Origin of the sequence: Aquincola tertiaricarbonis (assembly GCF_023573145.1) — a bacterium.
In the GTDB taxonomy this organism is placed as follows: Bacteria; Pseudomonadota; Gammaproteobacteria; order Burkholderiales; family Burkholderiaceae_C; genus Aquincola; species Aquincola tertiaricarbonis_B.
Window position 1 is genome coordinate 1330450 of sequence record NZ_CP097636.1, and the last position, 25200, is coordinate 1355649.

Here is a 25200-nt window from a genome sequence, read left to right on the forward strand (position 1 = left end):
GCTTTGCACGGCAACCCCCCTAGCAGCGTGGTCGACCGCACAGCTTGCGCAGCAGCTCGAACAGCAGCGCGCCTTCACCGGGCGTCAGGCGCTGCAGCAGCGCCTGCTCCATGGTGCGTGCCGCCTCGGCGGCCTGTTCGGCCAGGGCCTGGCCCTGCGGCGTCAGCCGCACTTCGCGCGTGCGGCGGTCCTGGGCGCTGTCGGAGCGGGCCAGCAGGCCGCGTTCTTCCATGCGGTCGAGCAGCACCGTCAGGTGCGGCGCCGAGAGCGCCAGCGCACCGGCCAGGTGCTTGGGCGCGCTGCCGTCGTTGGCCTGCAGCAGCATCAGCAGCGAGAACTCCACCGGCCGTAGCTCCAGCGGCGTGCCGATGCTGCGGGCATAGGCGCGGCCCGCATGCACGCTGGCCTGGGCGAGCTGGTAGCCCAGCACCTGGGCCAGTGCGCCCTCGTCCAGCAGGCCCGTGGCGGGCGCGCGATCGTCGTCGTCAGGGGCGGGCGGGGCAGTCACGCGATGCAGTGTAGTCAGGGCCTGCAGGGCGCAGCGCACCCCCGTGACGGGCGTGGCTGCGCTGCGGCCGGGGTGTGCCCGTGCAACCGCAGCAGGATAGTTAATGAAGTGAATTAAACCGGCAACGTTCGGCCGGCCAGAGCCTGAGGCAGGAATCCTCAGGGTAAGCCCCAGTCACCCTGGGGCAGATAGTTAACTAAATTAATGGAATGCCGGCCATCGACACCCCAGCCATGAACACCGACGACCTCATCGCGATCGACGTCCACACGCACCTGGAGGTGTCGTGCTGGAACCCGTTCGACAGCTACGGCGAGGAATACGACCGCGCCGCCGACAAGTACTTCCGCTCCACCCGCCGGCCCACCATGGCCGAGGCCCTGGCTTACTACCGCGCGCAGAAGGTGGGCTTCGTGATGTTCTGCGTCGATGCCGAGGCCCAGATCGGCCGCCGCCGCATTCCCAACGAAGAGATCGCCGAGGCCGCACGCGACAACCCCGACATCATGATCGCATTCGGCAGCGTCGATCCCCACAAGGGCAAGATGGGCGCGCGCGAGGTGCGCCGGCTGATCGAGGAGCACGGCGTCAAGGGCTTCAAGTTCCACCCCACGGTGCAGGGCTTCGAGCCCTATGACCGCATGGCCTGGCCGCTGTACGAGGTGATCGCCGAGTACAAGCTGCCCGCCATCTTCCATAGCGGCCACTCAGGCATCGGCTCGGGCATGCGCTGCGGCGGCGGCCTGCGGCTGCAGAACAGCAACCCGATGCTGCTGGAAGACGTGGCCATCGACTTCCCCGACATGCAGATCGTGGTGGCCCACCCCAGCTGGCCCTGGCAGGACGAGGCCATCTCGCTGGCCATGCACAAGCCCAACATCTGGATCGACCTGTCGGGCTGGAGCCCCAAGTACTTTCCGCCCCAGCTGGTGCAGTACGCCAACACGCTGCTGAAGGACCGGGTGCTCTTCGGCAGCGACTTTCCGCTGATCACGCCCGAACGCTGGATGAAGGACTTCGAGGAGGCCGGCTTCCGCGACGAGGTCAAGCCGCTGATCCTCAAGGACAACGCGATGCGGCTGCTGCGGCTGGGCAAGTACGCCACCCCCGCCGAAGTGCCCGCTGCCTGAACACCTGACTGCCTGGATTTGCCATGACCCTAGCCTTCCAACCCGCCACCGGCCTGCTGGCCTCCCTCGACCTGCTGGAGGTGAGCCTGGCCGCCAACGTGGCCCATGTGCGCCTGAACCGCCCGGCCAAGCGCAACGCGATGAACGACACGCTGGTGCAGCAGCTGCAGACGGCGCTGGTCAACCTGCCCAGCGAGATCAAGGCGGTGGTGCTCAGCGGCGCCGGTGAGCACTTCTGCGCCGGCCTCGACCTGTCGGAGCTGGCCGAGCGCAGCGTCGCCGAAGGCGTGCTGCATTCACGCCTGTGGCACGGCGTGATGGATTCGGTGCAGTTCGGCCGCGTGCCCGTGGTGGCCGTGCTGCACGGCGCGGTGGTGGGCGGCGGGCTGGAACTGGCCAGCAGCACCCACATCCGCGTGGCCGAGCGCAGCGCCTACTACGGCCTGCCGGAGGGCCAGCGCGGCATCTTCGTGGGCGGCGGCGGCTCGGCCCGTGTGCCGCGCCTGGTGGGCGTGGCCTGCATGACCGACATGATGCTCACCGGCCGCGTGCTGGACGCGGAAGAAGGCCTGCAGCGTGGCCTGTCGCAGTACCTGGTGGACGACGGCGCCGGCTTTGCCAAGGCCTGCGAGCTGGCCACCCGCATCGCCAGCAACGCGCCGCTGTCCAACTTTGCGGTGATGCAGGCGCTGCCGCGCATCGCCGACCTGTCGCAGCCCGACGGCCTGTTCGTCGAGTCGCTGATGGCCGCCATCGCCCAGGGCGACGAAGCCGCCAAGTCGCGGCTGCGCGACTTCCTGGAAAAGCGCGCCGGCAAGGTCGTCAAGAGCAGCTGACCGGCGCCCCGACCACCCTTCCGAGAGGACCGCGATGAACCCGACCTACCGCGACATCCGCGTCGGCGGCTGCCTGGACGTGCACGTCGAACGCCGTGCCGATGGCAGCCTGCTGCTGCAGTCCACCGAGCCGCTGGGCGATTACCCGGCCCGCGTGACCGACCGCCTGGAGCAATGGGCGGCCGAAGCGCCCGACCGCACCTTCGTGGCCCGCCGCGACCCGGCGGTGGCCGGTGGCGGCGACTGGATCCGCATCAGCTATGCGCAGATGCTGGACCGCGCACGCCGCATCGGCCAGGCGCTGGTGGCGCGCGGCCTGTCGGCCGATCGGCCGATCGCCATCCTGTCGGACAACGACCTCGAGCACCTCACGCTGGCGGCAGCGGCGCTGTGGGTGGGCGTGCCTTATGTGCCGGTGTCGGCCGCCTACTCGCTGGTGTCCACCGACCATGCCAAGCTCAAGCACATCCTGGGCAAGGTCACGCCGGGCCTGGTGTTCGCGGCCGATGCGCGCTTTGCGCGTGCCATCGCCAACGCGGTGCCGGCCGACGTGGAAGTGGTGCTGGCGCAAGGCACGCTGGAAGACCGCGCCGTCACGCCCTTTGCCGCGCTGCTGGACACCGAGCCGGCGGCGCAGGAGCAAGCGGCGCACGCAGCCGTCGGTCCCGACACCATCGCCAAGTTCCTGTTCACCTCGGGCTCCACCAAGCAGCCCAAGGGCGTGATCAACACCCACCGCATGCTGTGCGCCAACCAGCAGATGCTGCGGCAGTCGCTGGCTTTCCTGGCCGACGAGCCGCCGGTGCTGGTCGACTGGCTGCCCTGGAACCACACCTTCGGCGGCAACCACAACGTGGGCATCACGCTCTACAACGGCGGCACGCTCTACATCGACGAAGGCAAACCCACGCCGGCCGGCATCGCGCAGACGCTGCGCAACCTGCGCGAGATCTCGCCCACGGTGTACTTCAACGTGCCCAAGGGGCTGGAGGAGATCGCCTTCGCGATGGAGCGCGACGACGTGCTGCGCGAGTCACTGTTCCGCCGCGTCAAGGCCTTCATGTTCGCCGGCGCGGGCTTGAGCCAGGCGGTGTGGAACCAGCTCGACCGGCTGGCCGAGCGCACCGTGGGCGCGCGCATTCCGGTGATCACCGGCCTGGGCATGACCGAGACCGCGCCCAGCTGCACCTTCGCCGTGCGGGCGGGCGACGTGCGCTCCGGCCACATCGGCCTGCCGGTGCCGGGCGTGCAGGTCAAGCTGGTGCCCGATGGCGTGGGTCCGCATGCCAAGACCGAGATCCGCTTCCGCGGCCCCAACGTGATGCCCGGCTACTGGCGTGAGCCCGAGCAGACCGCCGAGGCCTTCGACGAAGAGGGCTTCTACCGCACCGGCGACGCCGTGCGCTGGGTGGACGCCGAGCGTCCGCAGGCGGGCCTGTTTTTCGACGGCCGCATCGCCGAGGACTTCAAGCTCGACACCGGCACCTTCGTCAGCGTGGGGCCGATGCGCGCTCGCATCGTGGCCGAAGGTGCGCCCTGCGTGCAGGACGTGGTGGTGGCCGGCATGAACCGCTCCGACATCGGCGTGCTGGTGCTGCCGCGCATCGACGAATGCCGCCGCCTGGCCGGCGCCGGCCCCGAGCTGCCGGTGCCCGAGCTGCTGCACCACCCGGCGGTGCGCGAGTTCTTCCAGGGCCTGACCGACCGCCTGTGGGCCGCGGGCACCGGCAGCGCCAACCGCGTGGCCCGGCTGCATGTGCTGGCCGAGCCGCCTTCGTTGGACCGCGGCGAAATCACCGACAAGGGCTCCATCAACCAACGCGCCGTGCTCACCCACCGCGCCGCGCTGGTGGAAGCGATGTACGAGGGAAGCAGCAGCGATCCCTTCCTGTTCCTGCCGCGCCGCTGACCGCGGCGCCTTTTCCCGGAGACCTCTTCCATGCAGATCCAAGGACAAGCCGCGCTGGTGACCGGCGGCGGCTCCGGCCTGGGCGCCGAGACCGCCCGTGAACTGGCCCGCCGTGGCGCCAAGGTGGCGGTGCTGGACGTGCGCCGCGAAGCCGCGCAGCGTGTGGCCGACGAGATCACCGCCGCCGGTGGCCAGGCGCTGGCACTGGCCTGCGACATCACCTCGCCCACCGATGCGGAAGCCGCCATCGCCGCCGCCGCCGAAGCCCACGGCCCGGCGCGGCTGCTGCTCAACATCGCCGGCATCGGCACCGCGCGCCGGCTGGTCGGCAAGGACGGCACGCCGATGCCGCTGGAAGACTTCCGCCGCGTGATCGAGGTCAACCTGGTCGGGACCTTCAACATGACCCGGCTGGCCGCGGCCGCGATGCTCAAGCTGCCGGCGCTGGACGACGGCGGCACCGGCGAGCGAGGCGTGATCGTCTGCACCGCCTCGGTGGCGGCCTTCGACGGGCAGGTGGGCCAGGAGGCTTATGCCGCCTCCAAGGGCGGCGTGGCGGCGATGACGCTGCCGCTGGCGCGCGACCTGGCGCAGTTCGGCGTGCGCGCGGTCACCATCGCGCCCGGCCTGTTCCACACCCCGCTGATGGACGAGCTGCCGCAGACGGTGCAGGAATCGCTGGCCGCCAGCATCCCGTTCCCCAAGCGCCTGGGCCGCCCCAGCGAATTCGCGGCGCTGGCAGCTTCGATCATCGAGAACACCGCGCTCAATGGCGAGGTGATCCGCCTCGACGGCGCGCTTCGCATGGCACCCCGATAGCGCTGAGCACAGGCAGTACGGCATGCAGAGCTACACCCCCCCGCTGCGCGAGATGCGCTTCGTCATCGAGGAGGTGCTGCAGGCGCCCGCCGCCTGGGCCGCGATGCCGGCGCATGCCGACCTCGACATCGACACCGCCGCCGCGGTGCTGGAAGAAGCGGGCCGCTTCGCCAGTGGCCTGCTGGCGCCGTTGAACGCGGTGGGCGACCGCCAGGGCTGCCGTCTGGCCGACGACGGCCGCGTGCACACCCCCGAGGGCTTTGCCGACGCTTACCGCGCCTTCGTGCAGGGCGGTTGGCCCGCGCTGGCCTGCGCGCCCGAACACGGCGGCCAGGGTCTGCCGATGCTGCTGGACGCCGCAGTGGGTGAGATGTGGGCCGCCGCCAACCACGGCTGGACCATGTACCCCGGCCTGTTGCACGGTGCCTACGACTGTCTGCGCCACCATGCCGACCCGGCGCTGCAGGCGCTGTACCTGCCCAAAGTGGCCAGCGGCGAATGGCTGGCCACCATGCACCTGACCGAGCCGCAGGCCGGCAGCGACCTGGGCCTGCTGCGCAGCCGCGCCGAGCCGGCCGGCATGGGCCTCGGCGGCCTGCCGGGGCTGCCGGCCTACAGGCTGCATGGCGTCAAGCAGTTCATCTCCGGCGCGGCCCACGACCTGGCCGACAACACCGTGCACCTGGTGCTGGCCCGCCTGCCCGATGCCCCGGCTGGCAGCCGGGGCCTGTCGCTGTTCCTCGCGCCTCAGCGCCTGCCCGATGGCTCCCACAACCCGGTGCGCTGCACCGGCCTGGAACACAAGATGGGCCTGCACGGCAGCGCCACCTGCGCGGTGGCGCTGGAAGGCGCGCTGGGCTGGTTGGTGGGGCAGCCGCACCGTGGCCTGCAGGCCATGTTCGTGATGATGAATGCGGCCCGGCTGCACGTGGGATTGCAGGGCCTGGGCCACCTGGAACAGGCCCAGCGCCATGCCTGGGCTTATGCGCGCGAACGGGTGCAGGGCCGCGGCCGGCCCATCGCCGAGCACCCGGCCATGCGCCGCCTGCTGTGGACGCTGCGCGCCGATGCCGAAGCCGGCCGCGTGCTGGCCTATGAAACCGCGATGCTGCTGGACACCGCCCACCACGGCGCCGACGCCGACCAGCGCGCCGAGGCCGAGGGGCAGGCCAGCCTGCTGACACCGGTGGTCAAGGCCGGCCTCACCGCGCTCGGCCACCACGGCGCCGATGCGGCGCTGCAGGTGTGGGGCGGCACCGGCTACACGCGGGACGCCGGCATCGAGCAGACGGTGCGCGACAGCCGGGTGGCCATGCTGTACGAGGGCACCAACGAGATCCAGGCGCTGGACCTGTTGCAGCGCAAGGTGCTGGGCGACCAGGGCGCCGCCTTCGGCCGCCGTCTGGCCGCCATCCAGGCGCGGGCCGAGGCGGCACCGGCCGGCCTGGCCGGCGAAGCAGCGGCCGTCCGCCACGCGGTGCAGGCCGCGCGTGCCGCGCTGGAAGCGCTGGCCCCGCAGGCCGAAGACACCGACCGCGTGGGCGCCGCGGCCGACGATTTCCTGGCCGGCAGCACCCGCCTGCTGCTGGCCGACGCCGCCCTGCGCATCGCACAGGCCGCCGCGCCTGGCGCTGCCGAGGACCCATGGCGCGCCGAACGCCTGGCCGCCGCCCGCTGGGGCCTGCTGCGCGGGGCACCCGAGGCCGTGTTCGCCTTCGGCCGCGTCAGCTCGCCGGTGGCGTTGCCGGCGTGACCTGGCGATGCGCCAGCCTCAGAATCTTGTCATTGACAGCAAGCGAGAGGCTGTGAGCATGGCAGTCTTGACCTTGAAGAACCTGCCAGACGACGTGCATCGTGCGCTGCGTGTACGAGCGGCGCAGCATGGCCGCAGCACTGAGGCAGAGGTGCGCGAAATCCTGGCCGCCGCCGTAAAGCCCCAAGGTCGAGTGCGGATGGGTGATGCCCTGGCCGCCATTGGTCGCAAGGCGGGGCTGAGCGACGAGAACGCGGCTGCGATGGGCAGACTGCGCGGCAAAGAGCCCGCACAGCCGCTGAGCTTTGACTGACTGATCGCTCCATCCAGCCGTCATGGCCCGGTTGAACGAGAAGGCCGCGGAAGTCCTGTTCGTGTCGAGCGTCAGCCTGGCGGAGTTGCTGTTCGACATCCGGGCTTTGCCAGCCGGACAGTGCACGCGACACTGCGCCATATGCAGCGGCGGGCGTGCAAGTCCTCAACCCTTGGCTGGCTGCCTAGTCACCGCGCCCTCTTTCACCCCGGCTGCCACCCCAAGCGCCGCGAAAGCCCACCGGCCACGCGCCGCAGTTCGGCTGCCAACTCGCCGTCCCAGCTGCTGTCGAAGGTGGCGCTGGGGCCGATGGCGGTGATGCTGAGCACCATCGCGCCGCGGCCGTCGAACACCGGCACCGCCAGTGCGCTGACGCCGGGCAGGGACAGGTCCACCGCCCGCGCCAGGCCGCGGCGGCGCACCTCGGCCAGTTCGTCGTCGAAGCCTGGCACTGCCGGCTCCTGCGCCAGCAGCGGCGCCACGTCGGCCGCCGGCAGGTAGGCCGCGAACAACCAGCCCGAGGCGGTGCCGCGCATGCTCATCACCGTGCCGTGGCGCATGGCCACATGCACCGGGGAGGGCGCTTCGGCCACCCGCACGATGGTGGGCCCGCGGTTGCCCCACACCGCCAGCGCCACCGTGTGGCCGGTGGCCAGCGCCAGCTCGTCGGCCAGCGGCGTGGCCAGCCGCACCGGGTCGTATTGCTGCAGGCTGATCAGCCCCAGCTGCAGCGCCAGCGGGCCCAGGCCGTAGCGGCCGGTGGTGGGCTCCTGCTCCACCAGGCCCAGCTTGCCGAAGCTCACGAGATAGGGGTGGGCCTTGGCCGGCGCCATGCCCGCCTCGCGCGCCAGGTCCTTCAGCGGCATCGGCCGGCCATGGTGCGCCAGCGCCAGCAGCAGCTGTCCGCCCACCTCGATGCTCTGGATGCCCCGCGGGCCGCGTCCCTCGTCGGCGTCGTCCATGGTGTTTGTACTTATGCGAATGAGTTAGACATTATCTAACGCTTTGGCTAGGATGCCGGCATTAGATATCGTTGAACAAGTTAACCTGGGTCAAACGCCATGAGCAAAGCCTTCGCCTCGCAAGCCGACCTCGAAGAAAAGCAGGTCAGCTTCACCAAGCTGTCCGACAACGCCTATGCCTACACGGCCGAGGGCGACCCCAATACCGGGGTCATCATCGGCGACGACGCGGTGATGGTGTTGGACACGCAAGCCACGCCAGTGATGGCGCAGGACGTGATCCGTCGCATCCGCGAGGTGACCGACAAGCCGATCAAGTACGTGCTGATGACGCACTACCACGCGGTGCGGGTGCTGGGCGCCAGCGCCTATGGCGCGGACCACATCATCGCCAGCCAGGACACGCGCGACCTGATCGTCGAGCGCGGCGAGCAGGACAAGGCCAGCGAGATCGGCCGCTTTCCGCGCCTGTTCCGCAACGTCGAGAGCGTGCCGGCGGGTCTCACCTGGCCCACCATCACCTTCACCGGCAAGATGACGCTGTGGCTGGGCAGCCTGGAAGTGCAGCTGCTGCAACTGGGCCGCGGCCACACCAAGGGCGACACCGTGGCCTGGCTGCCGCAGCAGAAGATCCTGTTCAGCGGCGACCTGGTGGAGTTCGACGCCACGCCCTATGCCGGCGATGCCTACTTCAAGGACTGGCCGCAGACGCTGGACAACCTGGCCGCGCTCAAGCCCGAAAAGCTGGTGCCCGGCCGCGGCGCCGCGCTCACCACGCCCGAAGCGGTGCAGCAGGGTCTGGCCGGCACGCGCGACTTCATCGCCGACGTGTGGCGCCAGGTGCAGGCCGGCGTGGCTGCGGGCCACGACCTCAACACCGTCTACAAGAACACCTACGCCGCGCTGCAGCCCAAATACGGCCACTGGGTGATCTTCGACCACTGCATGCCCTTCGACGTGACGCGCTGCTACGACGAAGCCACGCAGCACCCCGATCCGCGCATCTGGACCGCCGAACGCGACACCCAGATGTGGAAGACCCTGGAAGGCTGAACGCCGCACCTCACCGGAGGCCGCCCATGGACTACCAGACGCTGCATTTCCCGTATCGGCGCCATGCCGACCAGGACGCCGCCGCGCCGCCGCGCCACCCCGTGGTGGTGGTGGGCGCCGGGCCGGTGGGCCTGGCGCTGGCCATCGACCTGGCGCAGCGCCAGGTGCCGGTGGTGCTGCTGGACAACGACCACCAGCTGTCCACCGGCTCACGGGCCATCTGCTTTGCCAAGCGCACGCTGGAGATCTTCGACCGCCTGGGCTGTGGCCAGCCGATGGTGGACAAGGGCGTGTCCTGGAACGTGGGCCGGGTGTTCCTGCGCGACGAGCCGGTGTACGCCTTCGACCTGCTGCCCGAGACCGGCCATGAGCGGCCGGCCTTCATCAACCTGCAGCAGTACTACGTGGAAGGCATGCTGGCCGACCGCGCCGCGCAGCTGCCGCTGATCGACCTGCGCTGGGACAACGCGGTGAAGGCCGTGGAGCAGCATGCCGACCACGCGCTGCTGACGGTGGAAACGCCCGAGGGCCCCTATCAGTTGCGCGCCGACTGGCTGGTGGCCTGCGACGGCAGCCGCAGCACCGTGCGTGAGCTGATCGGACAGGAAAGCACCGGCCGCATCTTCAAGGACCGCTTCCTGATCGCCGATGTGAAGATCACCGGCCGACAGCAGCCGCCCGAGCGCTGGTTCTGGTTCGATCCGCCCTTCCATCCCGGCCAGAGCGTGCTGCTGCACCGCCAGCCCGACGACGTCTGGCGCATCGACTTCCAGCTGGGCTGGGACGCCGACCCCGAGGCTGCCAGGCAGCCCGAGCACATCATCCCGCTGGTCAAGAAGCTACTGGGCGACGACGTGCCCTTCACGCTGGAGTGGGCCAGCGTGTACACCTTCGGCTGCCGGCGCATGGCCAGCTTCTGCCACGGCCGCGTGCTGTTCGCGGGCGATTCGGCGCATGGCGTATCGCCCTTCGGCGCCCGCGGCGCCAACTCCGGCGTCCAGGACGCCGACAACCTGGGCTGGAAGCTGGCCGCGGTGCTGCAAGGCCAGGTGGCGGGCGATGCCGCGCAGGCGCTGGTGGCCAGCTACGGCCATGAGCGCGAATACGCCGCCGACGAGAACATCCTCAACTCCACCCGCGCCACCGACTTCATCACGCCCAAGAGCGCGGTGAGCCGGCTGTTCCGCGACGCGGTGCTGCAACTGGCGCGCACGCAGCCCTTCGCCCGCCGGCTGGTCAACAGCGGCCGGCTGTCGGTGCCTGCCACGCTGGACGGCTCGCCGCTGAACACGCCCGATGTCGATGACTTCCAGGGCCTGATGCGACCGGGCGCGGTGGCGGCCGATGCGCCGCTGCCAAGCACCGCGGACGGCTGGCTGCTGCGTGCCTTGTCCAGCGGCTTCACGCTGCTGGTGTTCGGCGAGGCGCCGGCCTGGGCCCACGACCTGCCCGGCATCGCGGTGCTGCAGGTGCCCGCGGGCGAGGCCCATGCACTGGCCTGGCAGCGCTACGACGCTCAGCCCGGCACGGCCTACTTGATTCGCCCCGACCAGCATGTGTGCGCCCGCTGGCGCCAGCCCACCGCCGCGGCGGTGCTGGCCGCGCAGGGCAGGGCGCTGGGCCGCCGCGTCGACCCGCAGACGGAAAGGAGCGCGGCATGAGCGCCACACTGAACACCGAGCTGAACCTGAAAGCGCCCGACGATTTCTACGAGGCGCTGATCGACACCCACCGCGACCTGCCCGAGGCCGAGAGCCATGCGCTCAACGCCCGGCTGGTGCTGCTGCTGGCCAACCACATCGGCGACATGACGGTGCTGCAGCAGGCACTGACCCTGGCGCGCGACCCTTCTGCCGGAGACCTCTCATGAGCGAAGCAACAACGACCTTGAACTACCAGTCCGGCTTCGGCAACCAGTTCGCCACCGAGGCGGTGGCCGGCGCGCTGCCCCAGGGCCGCAACAGCCCGCAGCAGGTGGCGCTGGGCCTGTATGCCGAGCTGATCTCGGGCAGCGCCTTCACCGCCCCGCGACACGAAAACCGCCGCACCTGGGTCTACCGCCGCCAGCCCTCGGTGGTGACCGGTGGCTTCGAGCCGCTGCCCCATGCCTACTGGAAGACCGGCGCCAAGGAGGGCGTCAACGCACCGCCCAATCCCATGCGCTGGCACCCCGTGCCGGTGCCGGGCGACGATCAGCCCTCCGACTTCATCGACGGCATCCGCACCGTGGTGGTCAATGGCGATGCCGATGCGCAAAGCGGCATGGCGGCCCATCTGGTGCTGGTCAACCGCTCGATGGAGCGTCGCGCGCTGGTCAATGCCGATGGCGAGATGCTGCTGGTGCCGCAGCAGGGCAGCATCCGCGTGACCACCGAGCTGGGGGTGCTGGACGCGGCGCCCGGCCAGATCGTGCTGGTGCCGCGCGGCATCGTCTTCAAGGTGGCGGTGGACGGCCCCACGCGCCTGTATGTGTGCGAGAACTACGGCGCCCCGTTCCGCCTGCCCGAGCTGGGCCCCATCGGCAGCAACGGCCTGGCCAATCCGCGCGACTTCCAGGCGCCGGTGGCGGCCCATGAGCCAGGCAGTGGCGGCTATGAAGTGGTGCGCAAGTACGCCGGCCAGCTGTGGCGCACGCGGCAGGCGCACACGCCCTTCAACGTGGTGGCCTGGCACGGCAACCTCACGCCGCTGCGCTACGACACGGCGCATTTCATGGTCATCGGCTCCATCAGCTTCGACCACCCGGACCCGTCGATCTTCACCGTGCTCACCAGCCCCAGCGACACGCCGGGCACCGCCAACTGCGACTTCGTGATCTTTCCGCCGCGCTGGATGGTGGCCGAGGACACCTTCCGCCCGCCCTGGTACCACCGCAACCTGATGAGCGAGTTCATGGGCCTGGTGTACGGCCAGTACGACGCCAAGCCCGAAGGCTTCAAGCCCGGTGGCATGAGCCTGCACAACTGCATGGTGCCGCACGGTCCCGATGCCGAGGCCTTCGACAAGGCGAGCAACGCCCCGTTGCAGCCACACAAGCTGGACCACACCCTGGCCTTCATGTTCGAGAGCCGCTGGCGCTTCGTGCCCACCGACTTCGCGATGAACGGCGGCGCGCTGGACGCCAACTATCCGCAGTGCTGGGCCGCACTCGACGACAAATTCAAGGATTGAGCGATGACCGACCGACTGCTGGACGCCACCCACGACCCTGCGCTGCAAAGCTGGGTGCCTTCCGCCAACGAGCCGGGCACCGACTTCCCGATCCAGAACCTGCCGTACGGCGCCTTCCGCCGCGTAGGCCGTGATGAGCCCCTGCGCATCGGCGTGGCCATCGGCGACCAGGTGCTGGACCTGAAGCTGGCCGCCGCCCAGGCTGGCTGGCCGGCCGATGTGCAGCCGCTGCTGGCGCCCTTGGCCGCGGGTGACCTCAATGCGCTGATGGCTCAGGGTGCGCCCGCCCGCCGCCAGCTGCGTGCGGCCTTGAGCCAAGCGCTGCGCGCAGGCAGCCCGCAGCAGGCCGCGCTGGCCGGTGCGTTGGTGCCGCAGTCCGAAGCCGCCATGGCCGTGCCTTGCCGCATCGGCGACTACACCGACTTCTACACCGGCATCCACCACGCCACCGCGGTGGGCAAGCTGTTCCGCCCCGACAACCCGCTGCTGCCCAACTACAAGTGGGTGCCCATCGGCTACCACGGCCGGGTGTCCAGCATCGGCGTCAGCGGCCAGCGTTTCCGCCGGCCCACGGGCCAGACGGCGGGCCCGGAAGGCACGCCGCTGTTCGGGCCGGTGAAGCGGCTGGACTACGAGCTGGAGCTGGGTGTGTTCGTCGGCGCCGGCAATGCCCAGGGCGAGCCGATGACGATGGCGCAGGCCGAAGACGAGTGGTTCGGCATGGTGCTGCTCAACGACTGGTCGGCGCGCGACCTGCAGGCCTGGGAGTACCAGCCGCTGGGGCCGTTCCTGTCCAAGAGCTTTGCCACGACCATCTCGCCCTGGATCGTGACGCAGGAGGCGCTGGCGCCGTTCCGCCGGCCGTTCACGCGGCCCGAGGGCGATCCGGCGCCGCTGCCGTACCTGGATTCGGCGACCAACAGCGAGCGTGGGGCCCTGGGCCTGACCATCGAGGTGTGGCTGCAAACCCCGGCGATGGCGCAACCGGAGCGCTTGAGTTGCGGCAATGCCGCCGATGCCTACTGGACGGTGGCGCAGATGCTGACACACCACAGCAGCAACGGCTGCAACCTGCAGCCGGGCGACCTGCTGGGCAGCGGCACGCTGTCGGGCCCCAATCCGGACCAGGCTGGTTCGCTGCTGGAGCTGACGCAGGGCGGCAAGCAGGCGATCACGCTGTCGTCGGGCGAGACGCGGACCTTCCTGCAGGACGGCGATACGGTGATCCTGAAGGCTTACGCCGAAGCGCCGGGGGCGCGGCGGGTGGGGTTTGGCGAGTGCCGGGGGACGGTGCTGGGCTGACGAAGCGGCTGCCTGTTCTGTGCTTGTTCGGCCGCTGCACGACAGTGCGTGCGCCGTAGGTGCGGTGTTTGTTCGACCGCCGTGCGGTGGGCGGGGGGCGGCGGGGCTCATGCTGGGGCGGTCAGCCCTGCGGGCCGACTCCGCTGCGGTGCTCGCGCCGAGGTCGCGCGGCAGAACTCGCTACGTTCGCTGACGCTCACTGCGCTCGAACAACCACCGCGAGTCAGCTCACGAAGCGCGCTGGCGCGCGCCGACCTCGCCACTGCGCTCCTCGCCGCCCCAGAAATCGCCCCGCCGCCCCCCGCCCACCGCACGGCTCGGGTTGGCTGGCGCCAGCCCTTCGCAGGCTCGGCCAGGAACCCGCGCTGCGCTCAAGGCACGGCCGCATGCACGGCATGGCGTGCGATGCGCGCAGCGCGAGCCCGCAACGCGCAGCGCCACCGGTGGACCTTTGCGCAGGGCCGTGCGGGTGGGTCCGGGGGCGCATCTGGAGCGCCGAGCAACGCAGGGTGGGTGGCCGCGCGCGCAGCGCGCTTCGTGCTCTGACTCGCGGCAGTTGTCCGAGCGCAGTGAGCGTCAGCGAACGTAGCGAGTTCTGCCGCGGGCCGCCCACCCGAGTAGCGCAGGGCAGTCCGCGCACAGCGCGGACCGCGGAAGCTAAGCCCCCGGGCTCGCCCGCACGGCCCGGAGCAAACAGCGCTACCCCGCCAGGGTGTCCGCCCGCGCCCAGATCCCGCACGGCGCGGAGCAAACGCGCCAAATCCACGCAGGGTGTGGAGAAGCCAACAGCACCCATGAAAAAGGGGCCTCAGCAATCAAGCCAAGGCCCCCTTTCCTCGCAATGTCGTCGCACTGGAAGCGCAACGCCTGCTTTTCCTCCCGGTAAACCGGCCGGAGATGCATCGCAACTCCGAGCCCAGAATGGTGCATCTCACCGGCCCGATTTGTCGTCCCCGCAAGCGCGGGGTGGGCTGGCTGCGCCTACCATCCAAGGCATTCGAACTAATGCAAGGACCACGCCATGCCGGAAGCCGATGCGCTGCTGGGCCCCCATACCGTCGTCGGCATCGTCGGCACCGGCAGCATGGGGGTGGGCATTGCGCAGGTGGCCGCGCAGGCCGGCCATGCGGTGCGCCTGTTCGATGCGCAGCCCAGCGTGGCCCAGGCCGCGCTGCAGCGCATCGGCAACGACCTGGCCACCGCGGTGCAGCGCGGCCGCCTGCAGCCCGCGCAGCGCAGCGCCGTGATGGAGCGGCTGTCGCTGGTCGAATCCATCGCCGGGCTGGAAGGCTGCGGCCTGGTGGTCGAGGCCGTGGCCGAGCGGCTGGAGGTCAAGCAGGCCCTTTTCCGCCAGCTGGAGCAGTGGCTGCCGGCGGCCACGGTGCTGGCGACCAACACCTCGTCCATCTCCATCACCGCCGTGGCGCATGGGCTGATGCACCCCGGCCGTGTGGTGGGCTGGCACTTCTTCAACCCGGCGCCGCGCATGCGCCTGGTGGAAGTGGTGCGTGGGCTGGACACCGACCATGCGGTGGCCGATGCCGTCAGCCAGCTCAGCCGCGCCTGGGGCAAGACGCCGGTGGACGCGCCCAACACGCCGGGCTTCATCGTCAACCGGGTGGCGCGGCCGTTCTACGCCGAAAGCCTGCGGCTGCTGAGCGAGCAGCTGGCCCCCGCGCCGGTGATCGACCAGCTGCTGCATGAGGCGGGCGGCTTTCCGATGGGGCCGTTCCAGCTCATCGACCTGATCGGCGTCGACGTCAACCTGGCGGTCACCGAATCGGTGTTTGCGGCCACCCAGTTCGATACGCGCTATGCACCGCACCCGCTGCAGCAGGAGCTGGTGCAGGCCGGCCGCCTGGGCCGCAAGAGCGGACGCGGCTTCTACGACTACCAGCTGGACGCCACCATGCCCACGCCGGTGCCGGTGGAGCCGGCGCCGCTGCGGCCCGCGCTGCGCGCCTCGGCCCAGCCGGGCCTGCTGGCGCCACTGATCGAGCGCTTGCGTGCCGGCGGCCAGGTGGTGGTGGGCGATGGCTCACTGCCGCCCGAAAGCCTGGCCGTGGACGAGGTGACGGTGGCACTGACCGATGGCCGCACCGCCACCCGCCGTGGCGAAGGTGAGCCCTTGCTGCTGCTGGACCTGGCGCGCGATTTCGCCACCACCCGCGTGCTGGGCGCAACCGCCAGCACCGGCCACCATGAGCTGTTGCCTGGCCTGGCCGCGGCCCTGGAGCCGGCCGGTGTGGAGCTGCTGGCGCTGGACGACGTGGCCGGCCTGGGCGTGATGCGCGTGGCCTGCTGCCTGGTGAACGAGGCGGCCGACCTGTGCACCTGGACCGGCACCTTGCCGGCTGACGTGGACATTGCCATGGTGCTGGGCGCCGGGCATCCGCAAGGGCCGCTGGCCTGGGGTGAGCAACTGGGCGCCCAGCGGGTGATCAGCGTGCTGGAGCACCTGCAGGCGCATTACGGCGACAGCCGCTACCGGCGTTCGCCCCGCCTGTGGCGGATGGCGGCGGCGCATCGCAGCTGACAGCCACGCGGGTGCCGCTGCCGGCGCGCGGCAGCGCATCCACCGCGCTGGCCAGCAGCAGCGCCAGCACCATGCTCACCGAGGGCACCACGATCGACAGCCACACGGGCAGGGGCAGGCGGCCGCGTGCGCGCCAGGGCAGCTCGGGGTGGTCTTCGTCGGCTTCGACGGTGGCGATCGCGGGCACCGCCTCGGCCACATCGGCCAGCGTGCTTGCATCCATGGCATGCGTCTTCAAGCGCTTTCTCCTCACAGGCGTCGTCGCGCCGCAGTGTGGCGGCAGGGGGTCTTGATCGCGTCATGCATATGACGGACCCGGCCCTGTCGCCTCGGGTTTGTCCGCAGGGAATCGGGCTTCCGTGCGGCGCCACCCCTCCCTAAAATTCACCGACCGGTCGGTATATCAATTGAAGCCCATGGCCCCAGCAAATCCGTCCCATCCGGCTCCGGCCGCCGAACGCAATGCCCAGCAGACCGCCGAGTTCGTGCGCGATGGCATGTGGCGCAACGATCGGGCCTCTCGTGCGCTGGGCATGCAGGTTACCGCGATCGGCCCCGGCACCGCCACGTTGACGATGACGGTGCGCGAAGACATGTTGAACGGCCACGACATCTGCCATGGCGGCCTGATGACCACGTTGTGCGATTCGGCCTTCGCTTTCGCCTGCAACGCCTACAACGAGTTGACCGTGGCCTCGGGCTTCGCCATCGACATCACGGCCCCGGCGCGCCTGGGCGACGTGCTCACCGCCCACTGCACCGAGCAGTCCAAGGCCGGCCGCACCGGCGTGTACGACGTGGAGCTCAGCAACCAGCGCGGCGAGCGCCTGGCCTTGTTCCGTGGCCGCTCCTACACCGTGCGCGGCAAACCGGCCGTGGCCGGCTGAAGGCCGCTCCCGTTTCCCCGCCTTGTAGATGGCCGCCGTGCCGCGGCCCAGGAGTTCAAGCATGCCCGTGATGAAGCCCGCCCCCGGCGACCTGGATCCGATCGAAACCGCCAGTGCCGATGAACTGCAGGCCCTGCAGCTGCAGCGGCTGAAGGCCACGCTGCAGCATGCCTACGATCATGTACCGCACTACAAGGCGGCCTTTGATGCCAAGGGCGTGCACCCGTCGGACTGCCGCACGCTGGCCGACCTGGCCAAGTTCCCCTTCACCACCAAGAAGGACCTGCGCGACAACTATCCCTTCGGCCTCTTTGCCGTGCCGCGTGAGCAGGTGGTGCGGGTGCATGCCTCGTCGGGCACCACCGGCAAGCCCACCGTGGTGGGCTACACCCAGCGTGACATCGACACCTGGGCCGACCTGGTGGCCCGCAGCATCCGCGCGGCCGGCGGCCGTGCCGGCGACATGGTGCACATCGCCTATGGCTACGGCCTCTTCACCGGCGGGCTGGGCGCGCACTACGGGGCCGAGCGGCTGGGCTGCACCGTGGTGCCGATGAGCGGCGGCCAGACCGAGAAGCAAGTGCAGCTGATCACCGACTTCAAGCCCGACATCATCATGGTCACGCCCAGCTACATGCAGGTGATCGTCGAGGAGATGAAGCGCCAGGGCCTGGACCCGGCGGCCAGCTCGCTGAAGGTGGGCATCTTCGGTGCCGAACCCTGGACCGAGGCGATGCGCCGCGACATCGAGAGCAGCGCCGGCCTGTCCGCGGTGGACATCTACGGCCTGTCGGAGGTGATGGGCCCCGGCGTGGCCAGCGAATGCGTGGAAACGCAGGACGGCCCGGTGATCTGGGAAGACCACTTCTACCCCGAGATCATCGACCCCGAGACCGGCGAGGTGCTGCCCGACGGCAGCGAGGGTGAGCTGGTATTCACCACGCTCAGCAAGGAAGCGCTGCCCGTCATCCGCTACCGCACCCGCGACCTGACGCGGCTGCTGCCGCCCACCGCGCGCAGCATGCGACGCATGGGCAAGATCGTCGGCCGCAGCGACGACATGCTGATCATCCGCGGCGTCAACCTGTTCCCCACGCAGGTGGAGGAACTGGTGCTGGCGCACGGCCAGCTGGGCGGCCAGTACCAGCTCATCATCACCCGCGAAGGCACGCTGGACGAAGTGGAAGTGCGCTGCGAGATGCTGCCCGAGGCCGATGCCTCGGAGGCCAACTGCCAGGCCGTGGCCCGCCAGCTGCAGCAGCGCATCAAGACGCTGATCGGCGTCAGCACCCGGGTCCACGTCGGGCTGCCCGGCAGTATCGAACGCACGCTGGTGGGCAAGGCCCGCCGCGTGATCGACCGCCGCGCGCGCTGACCGATGGCCCGCACCCGAGCCGCCACCTACGACGACCAGCGCGAGCACATCCTGGCGCAGGCCGCGGCCTTGTTCGCGCACCAGGGCTACCCCGGCACCAGCATGAACCAGGTGGCCGCGGCCTGCGGCGTGTCCAAGGCCACGCTGTACCACTACATGCGCGACAAGTCCGAGCTGCTGGCACAGATCGCCCAGGGCCACGTCGGCCGGCTGGAGGCGTTGGTGGCCGAGGTGGGTGCGATGGCGCTGCCGGCCGAGCAGCGGCTGCGCCTGCTCATCAGCCGCTTCGTGCATGAGTACGCCAATGCCCAGAACCAGCACCGGGTGCTGACCGAGGACGTGAAGTTCCTCGATCCGGAGGCGCACCAGCAGGTGCTGGACGGGCAGCGCCGCGTGGTGCAGGCCTTTGCCCGCACGCTGGTGGAAGTGCGGCCGGCGCTGGCCGAGCAGCAGCTGGACAAGCCGCTGACCATGCTGCTGTTCGGCATGATCAACTGGATGTTCACCTGGCTCAAGCCCGATGGCGTGCTCAACCACGAGGCCATGGCCCCGCTGGTGGCCGACCTGTTCTTCGGTGGCCTGCATGCGGTGAATGCACCGCAGCCGGCGCCGCGTGTTCCGCGTTCAACCATCCATCCCAAGGAGACAGCACGATGAAGTATTTCAAGCACACGCTGGTGGCCAGCGCGCTGGCCCTGGCCGGCCTGGCCGCGCAGGCCGACATGACCGTCGGTGTCACCGTCTCGGCCACCGGCCCGGCCGCTTCGCTGGGCATCCCCGAGAAGAACACCATCGAGCTGATGCCCAAGCAGATCGGCAACCAGAAGGTGAACTACATCGTGCTGGACGATGCCTCAGACACCACCACCGCCGTGACCAATGCGCGCAAGCTGATCACCGAGCACAAGGTGGACGTGCTGATCGGCTCCACCGTCACGCCCAACTCGCTGGCGATGATCGACGTGGCCGCCGAAAGCAGCACGCCGATGATCTCGATGGCGGCTTCGGCCCGCATCGTCGAGCCGGTGACCGACCCCAAGCGCAAGTGGGTGTTCAAGACCCCGCAGAACGACATCATGATGGCCGTGGCCATCGCCCAGCACATGGCGGCCAACGGCGTGAAGTCGGTCGGCTTCATCGGCTTTGCCGATGCCTACGGCGAAGGCTGGCTGCAGGAGTTCCAGAAGGCTGCGGGCATCAAGCAGCTCAACATCGTGGCCACCGAGCGCTACAACCGCAGCGACACCTCGGTCACCGGCCAGGTGCTCAAGCTGGTGTCGGCCCGCCCTGACGCCATCCTGATCGCCGGTTCGGGCACGCCCGCCGCGCTGCCGCAGAAGGCGCTGAAGGAGCGTGGCTTCGCCGGCAAGATCTACCAGACCCACGGCGTGGCCAACAACGACTTCCTGCGCGTGGGCGGCAAGGACGTGGAAGGCACGCTGCTGCCCGCTGGCCCGATGCTGGTGGCCGCGCAGCTGCCCGCCGGCCACCCGGTCAAGAAGAGCGCCACCGACTACGTCACCGCCTACGAGGTCAAGTTCGGCAAGGGCTCGGTGTCCACCTTCGGCGGCCACGCCTGGGACGCCGGCCTGCTGATGCAGGCCGCCGCCACCGAGGCGCTGAAGAAGGCCCAACCCGGCACGCCGGCCTTCCGCGCCGCGCTGCGCGACGCGCTGGAACAGGTCAAGGACCTGCCGGGCGCGCACGGCGTCTTCAACATGTCGCCGACCGACCATGCGGGCCTGGACCAGCGTGGCCGCGTGATGGTGACCATCAGCAACGGCACCTGGAAATACCTCTCCGAGTGATCTGACCCATGGACTTCCAGATTGCCCTGATGCTGGGCCAGGACGGCATCGTCAACGGTGCCATCTACGGGTTGTTGGCCCTGACGCTGGTGCTCGTGTTTTCGGTCACCCGCGTGATCTTCATCCCTCAGGGCGAGCTGGTGGCCTTTGGTGCGCTGTCGATGGCCGCGCTGCAGCTGGGCAAGACACCGCCCACGCTGTGGCTGGGCGTCGGCCTGGGGCTGGCGGTGCTGGCCATGGAAGGCTGGCGCGCCGCCCGCGGGCGGCAGGTGGAGTGGGGCAGCACGCTGCTCTGGGCGCTGTTGCTGCCCGGCATCGCCGCCCTGTGGTCGCTGCTGGCCAGGCCCACGGGCCTGGCCGCGCAGACCGTGCTCACGCTGCTCATCGTCACGCCGCTCGGTCCCTTGCTGTACCGCACGGCCTACCGGCCGCTGGCCAATGCGACGGTGCTGATGCTGCTCATCGTCTCCGTCGCACTGCATGGCGTGATGGTGGGCCTGGGCCTGCTGTTCTTCGGCGCCGAGGGCTCTCGCACGCCGGCCTTCTCCGAGCTGCGCTTCGACCTCGGCGGCATTCCGCTCACCGGCCAGTCGCTGGTGGTGGTGGGCGTGGCCGCGCTGCTGATGCTGGGCATGTACCTGTTCTTCGAGCGCAGCATCGTCGGCAAGGCGCTGCGTGCCACCGCCATCAACCGCACCGGCGCGCGGCTGATGGGCATTCCCACCGAGCTGGCGGGTGACCTCAGCTTCGCGCTGGCGGCGCTCATCGGCGCCATCTCGGGCCTGCTGATCGCGCCGATCACCACCGTGTACTACGACACCGGCTTCCTGATCGGCCTCAAGGGTTTCGTGGCCGCCATCATCGGCGCGCTGGCCAGCTACCCGCTGGCCGTGGTGGGTGCGCTGCTGGTGGGCTTGCTCGAAGCCTTCTCGTCGTTCTGGGCGAGCGCCTTCAAGGAGGTGATCGTCTTCACGCTGATCATTCCGGTGCTGTGGTGGCGTTCGCTGCGCACGCGCCATGTCGAGGAGGACGAGTGATGCGTCGCCTGTTGCCGCTCGTTTTCGTAGTGTTGTTGGGGCTTGGGCTGGCACTGCTGCCCGAGTTCCAGGTCACCCTGGTCAACAACATCGGCCTCTATGCGCTGGTGGCCATCGGCCTGGTGATGATGACCGGCGTCGCCGGCATGACCTCCTTCGGCCAGGCCGCCTTCGTCGGCCTGGCGGCGTATGCCACCGGCTGGCTGGGCACCGCGGGCGCGCAGCTGCTGGGCCTGGCCGGCTCGCCGCTGCTGCCCTGGCTGGGCCTGCTGCTGGGTCTGGTGGTGGCCGGCGGCGTGGCCTGGGTGCTGGGTGCCGTCACGCTGCGCCTGTCGGGCCACTACCTGCCGCTGGGCACCATCGCCTGGGGCCTGAGCCTGTACTTCCTGTTCGGCAATCTTGAATTCCTCGGCGGCCACACCGGCATGGGCGGCATTCCGCCCATCGAGCTGGGTTCGCTGTCGCTGATCACGCCGCGCCCGCTGGGCGTGCTGATCTGGGCGGTGGTGCTGCTGGCGCTGTGGGCCTTGTCCAACCTGCTGGACAGCCGCGAGGGCCGGGCGATCCGCTCGCTCAAGAGCGGCCGCGTGATGGCCGAGTCGATGGGCATCGACACCGGCCGCTACCGCCTGCAGGTGTTCGTGCTGGCGGCGCTGCTGGCGGCGCTGTCGGGCTGGCTGTATGCGCACCAGCAGCGCTTCGTCAACCCGACGCCGTTCAACCTCAACATCGGCATCGAGTACCTGTTCATGGCCGTGGTCGGCGGCGCCGGCCACCTGTGGGGTGCGCTGCTGGGCGCCACCCTCATCACGCTGATGAAGGAACAGCTGCAGGACTGGCTGCCCCGCCTGCTGGGCGCCAGCGGCCAGTTCGAGGTGGTGGTGTTCGGCCTGCTGATGCTGCTGGTGCTGCAGCGTTATGCCGACGGCCTGTGGCCCACGCTCTCGGCCCTGACCGCACGGCTGCTGCCGGGCTTGAAAGCGCAACCGGCCGCGGCCACCGGCATCGATGCCGCTGCGCTGCCGCAGCCCACGCTGCCGCCGCGCGGCAGCACGCTGCTGGCCGCGCGTGAGGTCACCAAGCGCTTCGGCGGCCTGGTGGCCAACCACAAGGTGGCGCTGGACGTGCGCGCGGGCGAGGTGCATGCGCTCATCGGGCCCAACGGTGCGGGCAAGAGCACCTTCTTCAACATGATCTCGGGCGTGGACGATCCCACCGAAGGCGAGGTGCGGCTGATGGACACGCCGATGGTGGGCCAGCCTTCGCGCGCCTTCGCGGCCCGCGGGATGGGCCGCACCTTCCAGCATGTGCGCCTGCTGAAGGAACGCAGCGTGCTGGACAACGTGGCCCTGGGCGCCCACCGCCGTGGCCGCAAGGGCTGGTTCGCGGCCATGCTGCGGTTGGACCGCGCCGAGGAAGCCGCGCTGCTGGCCGAGGCACGCCGCCAGATCGAGCGCTGCGGCCTGGGCGCGTACGTGAACGACGCCGCCGGCTCGCTGCCGCTGGGCGCGCAGCGCATCGTCGAGATCGCCCGTGCGCTGGCCGGCGCGCCCTGCGTGCTGCTGCTGGACGAGCCCGCCGCCGGCCTGCGCCACAAGGAAAAGCACCAGCTGGCCGAACTGCTGTCGCAGCTGCGGCAGGAGGGGCTGGGCATCCTGATCGTCGAACATGACATGGAGTTCGTGATGAACCTGGCTGACCGCATCACCGTGCTCGACTTCGGGCAGGTGATCTCGCACGGCACGCCCGCGCAGGTGCAGCGCGACCCCAAGGTGCTGGAGGCCTACCTGGGCGGCGCCGACGACCTGGCTGGCGCGGCGCTGGCCGAGAAGGCGGCGGCATGAGCGAACCATTGCTGCAACTGCGCGACTTCTGCGTGTCGTACGGCCCGGTGGAGGCGCTGCACCAGGTCAACCTCGACGTGCGCGAAGGCGAGATCGTCACCGTCATCGGCCCCAACGGCGCCGGCAAGACCACGCTGCTCAGCGCGGCCATGGGCCTGCTGCCTTCGCAAGGGCAGCTGCAGTTCAACGGCCAGCCCATCCAGCGCCCCACGGTGGAAGCGATGGTGGCCCGCGGCGTGGGCCTGGTGCCCGAGAAGCGCGAGCTGTTCGGCGAGATGAGCGTGGAAGACAACCTGCTGCTGGGTGGCTTTGCCCAGTGGCGCCGCGGCCAGCGCGACCAGGCCGCGCGCATGCAGGAGGTGTTCGACATCTTCCCGCGGCTGAAGGAACGCCGTGCCCAGCTGGCGGCCACCCTGTCGGGCGGTGAGCGGCAGATGCTGGCCATCGGCCGCGCGCTGATGGCACGGCCCAAGCTGCTGATGCTGGACGAGCCTTCGCTGGGCCTGGCGCCGCTGATCGTGCGCGAGGTGCTGCTGGTGGTGGCGCGGCTGCGCACGTTGGGCGTTTCGGTGCTGCTGGTGGAGCAGAACGCCCGCGCCGCGCTGCAGGTGGCCGACCGCGCCTATGTGCTGGAGATGGGCGCCGTGGCCATCGAAGGCGAGGCCCGCACGCTGGCCAACGACCCGCGCATCGTCGAGGCCTACCTGGGCCTGGGCGGCGCGGCCCGCGCAGCGGCCTGAGCCCAGCCCGGCCGGCCCGGTTGCGGCTTGCCCGATGATGTCGGCATGAACGACATCGAACAGGTAGGCGCCGTGGTCATTGGCGCCGGCGTGGTGGGCCTGGCGGCCGCCCGCGCACTGGCCCGTGCCGGCCATGAGGTGGTGGTGCTGGAAGCGCTGGAGGCCATCGGCACCGTCACCAGCGCCCGCAACAGCGAGGTCATCCACGCCGGGCTGTACTACCCGCCCGGCTCCCTCAAGGCCCTCTGGTGCGTGCAGGGCCGTGAGCGGCTCTACGCCTATTGCGCCGAACGCGGCATCCACCACCGCCGCTGCGGCAAGCTGGTGGTGGCCACCCAGCCCGGGCAGGAAGACTACCTGCACAAGCTGCTGGCCCAGGCCCAGGCCAATGGCGTGGAAGACGCCGTGCTGGTCAGCGGTGCGGCCGCCCGCGCGATGGAGCCTGCGCTGCAGGCCACGGCCGCCTTGCATTCGCCGTCCACCGGCATCGTCGACAGCCATGGCCTGATGCTGGCCCTGCGCGGCGAGGCCGAGGACCATGGCGCGATGCTGGCCTTTCACAGCCCGGTGAAGGGCGGTCGCGTCACGCCGCAAGGCATCGAGCTGGACGTGGGCGGCGAGCAGCCGATGCGCCTGCGGGCCCGCGTGGTGGTCAACAGTGCCGGCCTGGCCGCACCCGCGGTGGCCGCAAGCATCGAAGGACTGGACCCGGCCCTGGTGCCGCCGGCCCACTTCTGCAAGGGCAGCTACTTCTCGCTGGCCGGCGCGGCGCCGTTCTCGCGCCTGATCTACCCGGTGCCCGAAGCCGCTGGCCTGGGTGTGCACCTGACGCTGGACCTGGGCGGACAGGCCCGCTTCGGCCCCGACACCGAATGGCTGCCCGACGATGCGCCCATCGACTACCGCGTCGACCCGCGCCGCAGCGACGGCTTTTATGCCGAGATTCGCCGCTACTGGCCGGCCCTGCCCGATGGCGCGCTGCAGCCGGCCTACAGCGGCGTGCGGCCCAAGATCCAGGCCGCGGGCGAGCCGGCCCACGACTTCATGCTGCAGGGCCCGGCGCAGCATGGTGTGCCCGGCCTGGTCAACCTCTTCGGCATCGAATCGCCGGGGCTCACCTCGGCGCTGGTGATCGGCGAAGCGGTGCAGCAGGCCTTGGCCGATTGAAGGGTTTTCGCTGAGGCTGGCTCATGCGGGGCCGGCATAACGTGGGGGCG

23 protein-coding genes are annotated in these 25200 nt (G+C 70.2%); 20 read left to right on the plus strand and 3 right to left on the minus strand.

Annotation, left to right across the window (positions count from 1 at the left end; all coding sequences use genetic code 11):
- Positions 1-19 precede the first annotated feature (19 nt).
- A complete protein-coding gene (locus MW290_RS20360) occupies positions 20-508 on the minus strand; it encodes a MarR family winged helix-turn-helix transcriptional regulator (RefSeq protein ID WP_250199503.1) in 489 nt (162 codons plus the stop codon).
- A 233-nt stretch (positions 509-741) separates the two neighbouring features.
- Here MW290_RS20360 and MW290_RS20365 point away from each other — a divergent pair, with 233 nt between their 5' ends.
- The 6 genes from MW290_RS20365 to MW290_RS20390 are packed head-to-tail and all read left to right on the plus strand — an operon-like array spanning position 742 to position 7268.
- Positions 742-1638: an amidohydrolase family protein gene (locus MW290_RS20365; protein WP_250199504.1), complete on the plus strand. Its 897-nt coding sequence runs from the start codon at positions 742-744 to the stop codon at positions 1636-1638.
- A gap of 23 nt (positions 1639-1661) precedes the next feature.
- Entirely contained in the window at positions 1662-2474 is an 813-nt protein-coding gene (locus tag MW290_RS20370; RefSeq protein WP_250199505.1) for a crotonase/enoyl-CoA hydratase family protein, read from the plus strand.
- 34 nt (positions 2475-2508) lie between these two features.
- On the plus strand, positions 2509-4383 hold the full coding sequence (locus MW290_RS20375; RefSeq protein WP_250199506.1) for a feruloyl-CoA synthase: 1875 nt from the start codon (positions 2509-2511) through the stop codon (positions 4381-4383).
- A 30-nt stretch (positions 4384-4413) separates the two neighbouring features.
- Complete coding sequence (locus MW290_RS20380; protein ID WP_250199507.1) at positions 4414-5202, plus strand: SDR family NAD(P)-dependent oxidoreductase; 789 nt, start codon at positions 4414-4416, stop codon at positions 5200-5202.
- Between the two features lie 22 nt (positions 5203-5224).
- The gene (locus MW290_RS20385; protein ID WP_250199508.1) at positions 5225-6955 is read left to right on the plus strand and encodes an acyl-CoA dehydrogenase family protein; all 1731 of its coding nucleotides are present in this window, start codon (positions 5225-5227) and stop codon (positions 6953-6955) included.
- A 58-nt stretch (positions 6956-7013) separates the two neighbouring features.
- On the plus strand, positions 7014-7268 hold the full coding sequence (locus MW290_RS20390; RefSeq protein ID WP_250199509.1) for a FitA-like ribbon-helix-helix domain-containing protein: 255 nt from the start codon (positions 7014-7016) through the stop codon (positions 7266-7268).
- 203 nt (positions 7269-7471) lie between these two features.
- On the opposite strand, the gene MW290_RS20400 is transcribed toward MW290_RS20390, so the two are convergent.
- Positions 7472-8230, minus strand: coding sequence for an IclR family transcriptional regulator (locus tag MW290_RS20400; protein ID WP_250199510.1), 759 nt, complete (start codon positions 8228-8230; stop codon positions 7472-7474).
- A 99-nt stretch (positions 8231-8329) separates the two neighbouring features.
- Here MW290_RS20400 and MW290_RS20405 point away from each other — a divergent pair, with 99 nt between their 5' ends.
- From MW290_RS20405 to MW290_RS20430, 6 genes are all read left to right on the plus strand, one after another.
- On the plus strand, positions 8330-9283 hold the full coding sequence (locus tag MW290_RS20405; RefSeq protein WP_250199511.1) for an MBL fold metallo-hydrolase: 954 nt from the start codon (positions 8330-8332) through the stop codon (positions 9281-9283).
- Between the two features lie 26 nt (positions 9284-9309).
- A complete protein-coding gene (locus tag MW290_RS20410) occupies positions 9310-10944 on the plus strand; it encodes an FAD-dependent oxidoreductase (RefSeq protein ID WP_250199512.1) in 1635 nt (544 codons plus the stop codon).
- Positions 10941-11153, plus strand: a complete 213-nt coding sequence (locus tag MW290_RS20415; protein ID WP_250199513.1) for a DUF2783 domain-containing protein — start codon at positions 10941-10943, stop codon at positions 11151-11153. Before MW290_RS20410 ends, MW290_RS20415 begins: the two co-directional genes overlap by 4 nt.
- Positions 11150-12454, plus strand: a complete 1305-nt coding sequence (hmgA, locus tag MW290_RS20420) for a homogentisate 1,2-dioxygenase (RefSeq protein WP_250199514.1) — start codon at positions 11150-11152, stop codon at positions 12452-12454. The genes MW290_RS20415 and hmgA overlap by 4 nt, the downstream gene beginning before the upstream one ends.
- Before the next feature lie 3 nt (positions 12455-12457).
- Positions 12458-13756 carry a fumarylacetoacetase gene (gene fahA / locus MW290_RS20425; protein ID WP_250199515.1) on the plus strand — a complete coding sequence of 433 codons (1299 nt, stop codon included), beginning with the start codon at positions 12458-12460 and terminating at the stop codon, positions 13754-13756.
- A gap of 1021 nt (positions 13757-14777) precedes the next feature.
- Positions 14778-16292: a 3-hydroxyacyl-CoA dehydrogenase gene (locus MW290_RS20430; protein ID WP_250199516.1), complete on the plus strand. Its 1515-nt coding sequence runs from the start codon at positions 14778-14780 to the stop codon at positions 16290-16292.
- Here MW290_RS20430 and MW290_RS20435 read toward each other — a convergent pair.
- On the minus strand, positions 16198-16530 hold the full coding sequence (locus MW290_RS20435) for a hypothetical protein (protein ID WP_250199517.1): 333 nt from the start codon (positions 16528-16530) through the stop codon (positions 16198-16200). The two genes, MW290_RS20430 and MW290_RS20435, sit on opposite strands and share 95 nt — an antisense overlap.
- Positions 16531-16708: 178 nt before the next feature.
- Here MW290_RS20435 and paaI point away from each other — a divergent pair, with 178 nt between their 5' ends.
- The 8 genes from paaI (at position 16709) to MW290_RS20475 (ending at position 25150) form a co-directional block, all read left to right on the plus strand.
- Positions 16709-17179, plus strand: coding sequence for a hydroxyphenylacetyl-CoA thioesterase PaaI (gene paaI / locus MW290_RS20440; RefSeq protein WP_250199518.1), 471 nt, complete (start codon positions 16709-16711; stop codon positions 17177-17179).
- A 61-nt stretch (positions 17180-17240) separates the two neighbouring features.
- A complete protein-coding gene (gene paaK / locus MW290_RS20445) occupies positions 17241-18554 on the plus strand; it encodes a phenylacetate--CoA ligase PaaK (RefSeq protein WP_250199519.1) in 1314 nt (437 codons plus the stop codon).
- A gap of 3 nt (positions 18555-18557) precedes the next feature.
- A complete protein-coding gene (locus MW290_RS20450; RefSeq protein ID WP_250199520.1) occupies positions 18558-19211 on the plus strand; it encodes a TetR/AcrR family transcriptional regulator in 654 nt (217 codons plus the stop codon).
- Positions 19208-20362, plus strand: a complete 1155-nt coding sequence (locus MW290_RS20455; RefSeq protein ID WP_250199521.1) for an ABC transporter substrate-binding protein — start codon at positions 19208-19210, stop codon at positions 20360-20362. Before MW290_RS20450 ends, MW290_RS20455 begins: the two co-directional genes overlap by 4 nt.
- Positions 20363-20370: 8 nt before the next feature.
- Entirely contained in the window at positions 20371-21399 is a 1029-nt protein-coding gene (locus MW290_RS20460) for a branched-chain amino acid ABC transporter permease (protein ID WP_250199522.1), read from the plus strand.
- Positions 21399-23243, plus strand: a complete 1845-nt coding sequence (locus MW290_RS20465; protein ID WP_250199523.1) for a branched-chain amino acid ABC transporter ATP-binding protein/permease — start codon at positions 21399-21401, stop codon at positions 23241-23243. The genes MW290_RS20460 and MW290_RS20465 overlap by 1 nt, the downstream gene beginning before the upstream one ends.
- Positions 23240-23983 (plus strand): ABC transporter ATP-binding protein, encoded by a 744-nt coding sequence (locus MW290_RS20470; RefSeq protein WP_250199524.1) that lies wholly within the window; start codon positions 23240-23242, stop codon positions 23981-23983. The genes MW290_RS20465 and MW290_RS20470 overlap by 4 nt, the downstream gene beginning before the upstream one ends.
- Positions 23984-24028: 45 nt before the next feature.
- Complete coding sequence (locus MW290_RS20475) at positions 24029-25150, plus strand: NAD(P)/FAD-dependent oxidoreductase (protein WP_250199525.1); 1122 nt, start codon at positions 24029-24031, stop codon at positions 25148-25150.
- The last annotated feature ends 50 nt before the right edge of the window (positions 25151-25200 follow it).